The organism is candidate division KSB1 bacterium (assembly GCA_022562085.1).
In the GTDB taxonomy this organism is placed as follows: domain Bacteria; phylum Zhuqueibacterota; class Zhuqueibacteria; order Oceanimicrobiales; family Oceanimicrobiaceae; genus Oceanimicrobium.
Map to the genome: position 1 here is coordinate 1 of JADFPY010000267.1, position 6,437 is coordinate 6,437.

Genomic DNA, 6,437 nt, shown 5'->3' on the forward strand with positions numbered 1-6,437 from the left:
TCATAAATTTCCATTTCAGGCAAAAAACTTCAATATTGTCATGCCCGAGTAGTCGGGCATCCATTACCTGCACTAAGTTATTGATTTGTAATGGATTCCCGCCGGAGTTTATCCCTGCGAAAGCAGGGGCGGGAATGACGACTTTTATGGTTTGTGAATTATTCGGGCTAAAATATCTACTCTATATTTATCCACTTTCTCACCCAAATAACTTACGTGGTAAATCTTTTCGCGTACAAAAGGCACTCCTTCATTTTTAAAATCAATCATGACCGCTTGTTTATATGTTTCCTCACGGAATCCCGGACCTAACTCATTATAAACATAAACAGACTTTTTCTAATTTTATAAGTTAAGTCCTCATAAATTAGATTACCCATCTGAACCTCACATAAAACGATTTTTTTATCTGCTTAATCAGTTCAATCCGCTTACTATTTTTTATGTAAACGGATTCAGCAGATTGAACGGATTAAAAATTATCGATATGTGGATTAACGAATCTTCGAATGGCAAGAGGTTTATTGCCGAAATTTACTAATAAACCAATTTTTAACTGAGTTACTTTCAAGTAGCTTAACAACTGCGCATCAAATCGAGGATGAAGTTCTGAGACTGCTTTAAGTTCTAAAATTATTTTGTCATAAACTAAAATATCTACTCTATATTTATCTACTTTTTCACCCAAATATCTTACGTCGTAAATCTTTTCGTGTTCAAAAGGCACTCCTGCATTTTTAAAGTCAATCATGACCGCTTGTTTATACGTTTCCTCGCGGAATCCCGGTCCTAACTCATTATAAACACTAAAAAGGCTTTTTCGAATTTTATAAGTTAAGTCCTCATAAATTAGATTTCCCATCCTCACCTCACCTAAGCGATTGATTATCCGTTTAATCAGCTTAATCACGCTTATTGTTTTTTTAATTAAACTGATTTAGCAGATTAACCAAGTTAAAAAAGAACATTGATGACTTTGGAAACTTTGCTGGTTTCGAACATCCGAATCAAAAATAGAATTGCTTTAATAAACCAGCCCGGATTCCGGACGATTTTTGCAAGAGCTTCGATCTGCTCATCCTTTTCGGCAATTTTTTTCTTCTGTTCCTCGGGGTTAAGCCCGGCGAGTTCATTGGCAAATTTCCACGCTTCGTCCCGTGCCTTCCGAATGCTGAATCTCATAATGGCTTCGTCTGTCCGGCCGCCTATTTTATCGATCAAATTAAATCCAGGCGAAAGGGCGTCGATTTTGTCCTGCACCACATCCAGTAAATCGGACAAAATTTTGTTGATCGCCATGAAATCATTTTTGAGTTCCTGCAAACTCTCACCCGGTCTCGTTTCAACGGCGGCGATGCCAAGATCGAGATTAATGTGAGCGTTGATTCCCATGAGCAGATGCTGCAGAATCAAGAGATTCCATTTCTTAGTGGATTGAAATGCGATGAGCCAGCTTTTGGTTGGTTGGATGTCGTTTTGGTACTGTTCCAGCGCTGCGAGATAGCGGTTGGCGAAGATGACATCGAGACGTTCCATGCGTTCGCCATCCTCGAATTCACCGGCAGCGATGCCGTCGCGCACCCGAACCGTTACTTTGCGATACAGCGCAGCGAAATATCCGATGCGGCTGTTGTCTTCGCGGGCTTGGTCAATGATGTCGTCTATGCGCGCAACGACCTCATCGATTGTAGTCGGAAGATTAGTTTTTGGGGGATCGGCTGCGGACATTTTAGCTCTTCAGAATTGCCCAAACCAGACAGACCCAGCCGCCGAGAAAAGCAACGCCACCTAATGGCGTAATTGCGCCCAGCCAGCGTAGACCTGTTAAACTCAGAATGTAAAGACTTCCGGAGAAAATAACCGTACCGATGATAAAAAGCCAGCCACTCATGTTTGTCAATGAGCCCGGCCAGCGAGTGCAGGCCCAGGCTACAGCTAAAAGCGCGAGGGCGTGATACATGTGGTAGCGCACGCCGACTTCAAAGATGTTGAACATTTCGGTAGACAGGCGGGTTTTCAAACCATGGGCGGCAAAAGCCCCAAGAGTGACGCCCAAAAATGCCGAGATGGCGCCGCTTAAAAAGAAGATTCTCTCCAAGTTTTCCTCCCTCGCTGTTTTTTGACTTTTACAAGACTTTTGTAAATGAAATTTTTGTAACCATTGGTCGAATACGTATCACTCTCTGCTGAGCCAGTATCCTTCTTCTCTCTTCTGATGCGCAAGAGCCGTAATCCAAATCTTTTTGTCGGTGTCCAACTGGTAAATTATTGAGTAGGGGAATCTATGCAACAGAAACTTGCGATGAGTCTCATCGAACTTTGACCAGCTCTGGGGGTGTTGCTGAATCATCTCAACCGCTCTCTCAACTTCGCGTCGAAACTTTTCAGCAATTGATCGATTCCTGTGAAAATACCCATCAAAAGCATCCCTTTATTCCTCGACCGCCCCCGGGTGAAAAACAATATTAACCATTATTTTTGGTTATCGTTAACCCGCTTCTTCACGTCCCCCCAGCTTACGGGCTCTACCTTCCCCTCCTCAATCTCAGCTGATCGACGAGCGACAACCGCTCTAAGCTCATCATCAGTCAAAGCTGGAGGATGTTCAATGGAATTGAGTAGATGCTCTACAACTTCAGTTCGTTCTTTGTCCGATAAAGCAAGTGCTTCTTCTACAATTTTTTTTGATTTCTCTGTCATCTCATCACCTATCTATTCTATAAAAGTTGCCGCAAAACATACTGCAAAATGCCGCCATGCTTGTAATAATTCAACTCTTCCGGCGTGTCAATTCGGGTGATGACTCTAAACGATTTTTCCTCGCCATCATCAGATTTTGCGGTGACTGTCAACTCTTTGCCCGGCGATAAATTCTCGGCGATTCCGGTGATTTGATAAGTCTCAAATCCATCAAGGCCAATCGACTCCCGGTTTTCACCCGCTTTGAATTGCAACGGCAGCACGCCCATGCCGATCAAGTTGCTGCGATGAATACGCTCGAAGCTCTCGGCGATCACGGCCTCGACTCCGAGCAGACGGGTGCCTTTAGCGGCCCAGTCGCGTGAAGAACCCATGCCATATTCTTTTCCTGCCAAAACGATCAGCGGAATGTCTTCCTTTATGTACTGCATCGCGGCTTCATAAATTGAAGTCAGGTTTTTGTCCGGCAAGTGCTGGGTCCAGTTGCCTTCTTTTCCCGGGGCCAGCAAGTTGCGCAAACGAATATTGCCAAACGTACCCCGCATCATGACCTCGTGGTTGCCGCGTCGTGAGCCGAAAGAGTTGAAATCCGCCCGCTCAATTCCGTTATTTTTCAGGTACTTTCCTGCCGGGCTGTCTTCGGGAATGGCACCCGCGGGAGAAATATGGTCGGTCGTAACCGAATCTCCAACCATGACCAGAACACGCGCGTTCCCGACGTCTTTGGGCGCAGCCGGTTCTAACGGCATATTTTCAAAAAACGGTGGATTTCTAATATAAGTGGAATTCGGGTCCCATTCATAAAGATCGCCTTCAGGAATCTCAAGCGCCCGCCAGCGCTCGTCGCCGGTAAACACTTCGGCGTATTCTTTTTCAAACATTTCCTTTGTAACCGAATTTTGAACCACTTCCTGAATTTCTTTCAGGCTCGGCCAAATATCTTTCAGGAAAACCGGCCGGTTATTTTTATCCTGTCCGAGGGGTTCGTTATAAAGGTCGATGTCCATACGGCCGGCAAGGGCATACGCAACCACGAGTGGCGGCGAAGCCAAATAATTGGCGCGGGTGTGTGGATTAATCCGGCCTTCGAAGTTTCGGTTACCGCTCAAAACGGAAGCCGCGACCAGGTTGCCTTCTTTAATGCCGTTGACAATATAGTCCGGCAGGGGTCCGCTGTTGCCGATGCAAGTGGTACAGCCGTAACCCACTAAATTGAATTTCAGTTCATCCAGATACGGCATCAGGCCGGCGTCGTTCAAATAGTCGGTCACTACTTTGGAGCCGGGGGCCAAACTGGTTTTTACCCAGGGTTTGGTCTGCAGCCCGCGCTCCACCGCTTTTTTCGCCAGCAGCCCGGCGCCGATCATAACAGATGGATTCGAGGTGTTGGTGCAGCTGGTAATGGCCGCGATTACCACAGAACCGTTGTTCAACTCGACTTGATGACCATTGTCACTAACCTGCACACTATCTTTTGTATCAGCTAATTTCAATGTCTTAAATGCGTCTTCGAAAGCTTTTTTAGATTCCTTCAAACGAATCCGATCCTGCGGCCGTTTCGGCCCGGCAATACTCGGCTCAACTGTTGACAAATCCAATTCGAGAATATCTGTGAAAACCGGGTCCGGAGTTTCATTGGTTCGGAAAAGTCCCTGCTCTTTGGTATAAGCTTCGACCAGGCTGACCAGTTCGTCGCTGCGTCCGGTGTGGTGGAGATATTTTAACGTTTCGGCATCAACCGGGAAGAAGCCAATTGTGGCGCCGTATTCCGGGGCCATGTTGGCAATGGTTGCGCGATCTGCAAGACTCAAACTGCTTAGCCCGGGGCCAAAGTATTCAACAAATTTTCCGACCACGCCTCTTTCTCTGAGCATCTGCACAACAATCAGCACCAAATCCGTTGCGGTTGCGCCTTCGGCCAGCTCGCCGGTAAATTCAAAGCCGACGACTTCGGGAATGAGCATGGAAATTGGCTGACCGAGCATGGCCGCTTCAGCCTCGATGCCGCCAACGCCCCAGCCGACGATTCCTAAACCGTTGATCATGGTGGTGTGAGAATCCGTGCCAACCAGAGTATCCGGATAAGCAAAAGTTTTTCCATCCATTTTTGACTGGAAAACAACCTGCCCCAAATATTCTAAATTCACCTGATGGCAAATTCCGGTCTCCGGGGGCACCACACGAAAATCCTGGAAGGAATTTTGCCCCCAGCGCAGAAAAGCATAGCGCTCGCGGTTGCGCACGTACTCTTTGTCCGTGTTGAATTTCATGGCACCGGCGGAGCCGAACATATCCACTTGAATCGAATGGTCGATCACCAGATCAGCGGGGACTTGCGGGTTAATTTTCTTCGCGTCGCCGCCGAGATTTTTCATGGCCTCACGCATGGCCGCTAAATCAACAACTGCGGGAACGCCGGTGAAATCCTGCATCAAGACACGCGACGGGGTGAAAGCAATCTCGTTGTCCGACTTTTTAGCCGGATCCCAATTGGCGACCGCTTCAATATCCTCTTTTTTGACAAACCCACCGTCTTCTTTGCGCAATAAGTTTTCGAGCAGAATTTTCATTGAAAGAGGCAATCGGGAGATGTTGCCAATCCCTGCTTTTTCCAATGCGTTTAATCGGAATATTTCATAAGAATTCGCTCCAACATTGAGTGTGCTCAGACTGCTGAAGCTATTCAACTGCTTTTTATCCATTTAGCTACTCCTTAAGCTTTGTGTTAAAAGGCTATACCAAAAAGTAGCAAAATGTCATTCCGACCCCTTCGGCAGGGCTCAGGACAGGCTCCGGGAGGAATCTGATAACAATGTATGGTAATGCACTTGAAAATATAGCGTATTGCACCTGAGTTCTCCTTCCAGATTTCTCACATTCGTTCGGAATTGACACTCGGCTGTGGTTTTTAGGACCGCCTCTATTTTTCAGATATTCAACCTTTATCTAAATCGCCAATAATTTCAGAAATTATAAAACTTCTCTACAAATTATTATAATGAAATGAAGTTTGGAAATCAACTAGTTTGATATAGAATTCGACTTTCCCCTTGTTTTCAAAAGAGATTCTCTTTACTTTTCAAAAGTTTACTTACCAGGCCTCCTCAAAATATTAAAATCAGCTCTTTTTACAAACGATTCAAAAGAAAAAGGAGCAGAGATGTTTGAAAATACATTAATCCAATCCGATCAACATTGGGCCGTTTGGGCGATCCTGATCTCGGTAGCCGCTTTTGGCTTATGGGCTGAAAAGACCAAGTGGGGCAGCAGGCTCTCTGCGGTGGTCGTTTCAATTCTGGCAGCTTTTATTCTCTCTAACTTATCGATTATTCCATCGCAGGCTGAAGGCTACGATGTCGTTTGGTCGTATCTCGTGCCGTTGGCGATTCCACTTCTGCTTTTCAAAGCTGATTTAAGAATGATCATTAAGGAAGCAGGGCCAACATTGCTGGCATTTCTTTTTGGGGCCATTGGAACCGTGCTGGGAACCCTGCTTGCATTTGCACTCATTCCTCTTGGCGAAGAAGGGTATAAACTAGCTGGTATCTTTTGCGCCACCTACATTGGCGGTTCTATGAATTTCGTCGCGGCTTCAGAAGCCTTGCAGCTGAGATCCGGCGACTTATTAACGGCTGGATTCGCTGCTGACAACCTCATTATGACCGTCTATTTTTTACTGCTATTTTCCCTACCATCCATGGTGTTGATGAAAAAGCTGTTTCGCACTAAATACGATG

7 protein-coding genes and 1 pseudogene are annotated in these 6,437 nt (G+C 45.9%); 1 reads left to right on the forward strand and 7 read right to left on the reverse strand.

Annotated elements, in window-relative coordinates; translation table 11 throughout:
• Positions 1-144: 144 nt before the first annotated feature.
• From IH879_17545 to acnA, 7 genes and pseudogenes are all read right to left on the reverse strand, one after another.
• Positions 145-330, reverse strand: a pseudogene (locus IH879_17545) (GxxExxY protein).
• Positions 331-472: 142 nt separating this feature from the next.
• The gene (locus tag IH879_17550) at positions 473-862 is read right to left on the reverse strand and encodes a GxxExxY protein (GenBank protein ID MCH7676728.1); all 390 of its coding nucleotides are present in this window, start codon (positions 860-862) and stop codon (positions 473-475) included.
• Between the two features lie 92 nt (positions 863-954).
• Positions 955-1,728 carry a hypothetical protein gene (locus tag IH879_17555; protein ID MCH7676729.1) on the reverse strand — a complete coding sequence of 258 codons (774 nt, stop codon included), beginning with the start codon at positions 1,726-1,728 and terminating at the stop codon, positions 955-957.
• Position 1,729: 1 nt separating this feature from the next.
• Entirely contained in the window at positions 1,730-2,098 is a 369-nt protein-coding gene (locus tag IH879_17560; protein ID MCH7676730.1) for a DUF423 domain-containing protein, read from the reverse strand.
• 78 nt (positions 2,099-2,176) lie between these two features.
• Entirely contained in the window at positions 2,177-2,392 is a 216-nt protein-coding gene (locus tag IH879_17565) for a type II toxin-antitoxin system RelE/ParE family toxin (protein MCH7676731.1), read from the reverse strand.
• A gap of 80 nt (positions 2,393-2,472) precedes the next feature.
• Positions 2,473-2,700, reverse strand: a complete 228-nt coding sequence (locus IH879_17570) for an addiction module protein (protein ID MCH7676732.1) — start codon at positions 2,698-2,700, stop codon at positions 2,473-2,475.
• 17 nt (positions 2,701-2,717) lie between these two features.
• Positions 2,718-5,402, reverse strand: a complete 2,685-nt coding sequence (gene acnA / locus IH879_17575; protein MCH7676733.1) for an aconitate hydratase AcnA — start codon at positions 5,400-5,402, stop codon at positions 2,718-2,720.
• 458 nt (positions 5,403-5,860) lie between these two features.
• Between acnA and IH879_17580 the strand changes: the two genes are divergently transcribed.
• On the forward strand, positions 5,861-6,437 hold a 577-nt coding region (locus IH879_17580), incomplete at its 3' end, for a DUF819 family protein (GenBank protein ID MCH7676734.1).

Bases quoted from the DNA above. Each gene is read 5' to 3' on its own strand.
- IH879_17570 (MCH7676732.1), bottom strand. From the start codon at position 2,700: ATGACAGAGAAATCAAAAAAAATTGTAGAAGAAGCACTTGCTTTATCG.
- IH879_17555 (MCH7676729.1), bottom strand. From the start codon at position 1,728: ATGTCCGCAGCCGATCCCCCAAAAACTAATCTTCCGACTACAATCGAT.
- IH879_17550 (MCH7676728.1), bottom strand. From the start codon at position 862: ATGGGAAATCTAATTTATGAGGACTTAACTTATAAAATTCGAAAAAGC.
- acnA (MCH7676733.1), bottom strand. From the start codon at position 5,402: ATGGATAAAAAGCAGTTGAATAGCTTCAGCAGTCTGAGCACACTCAAT.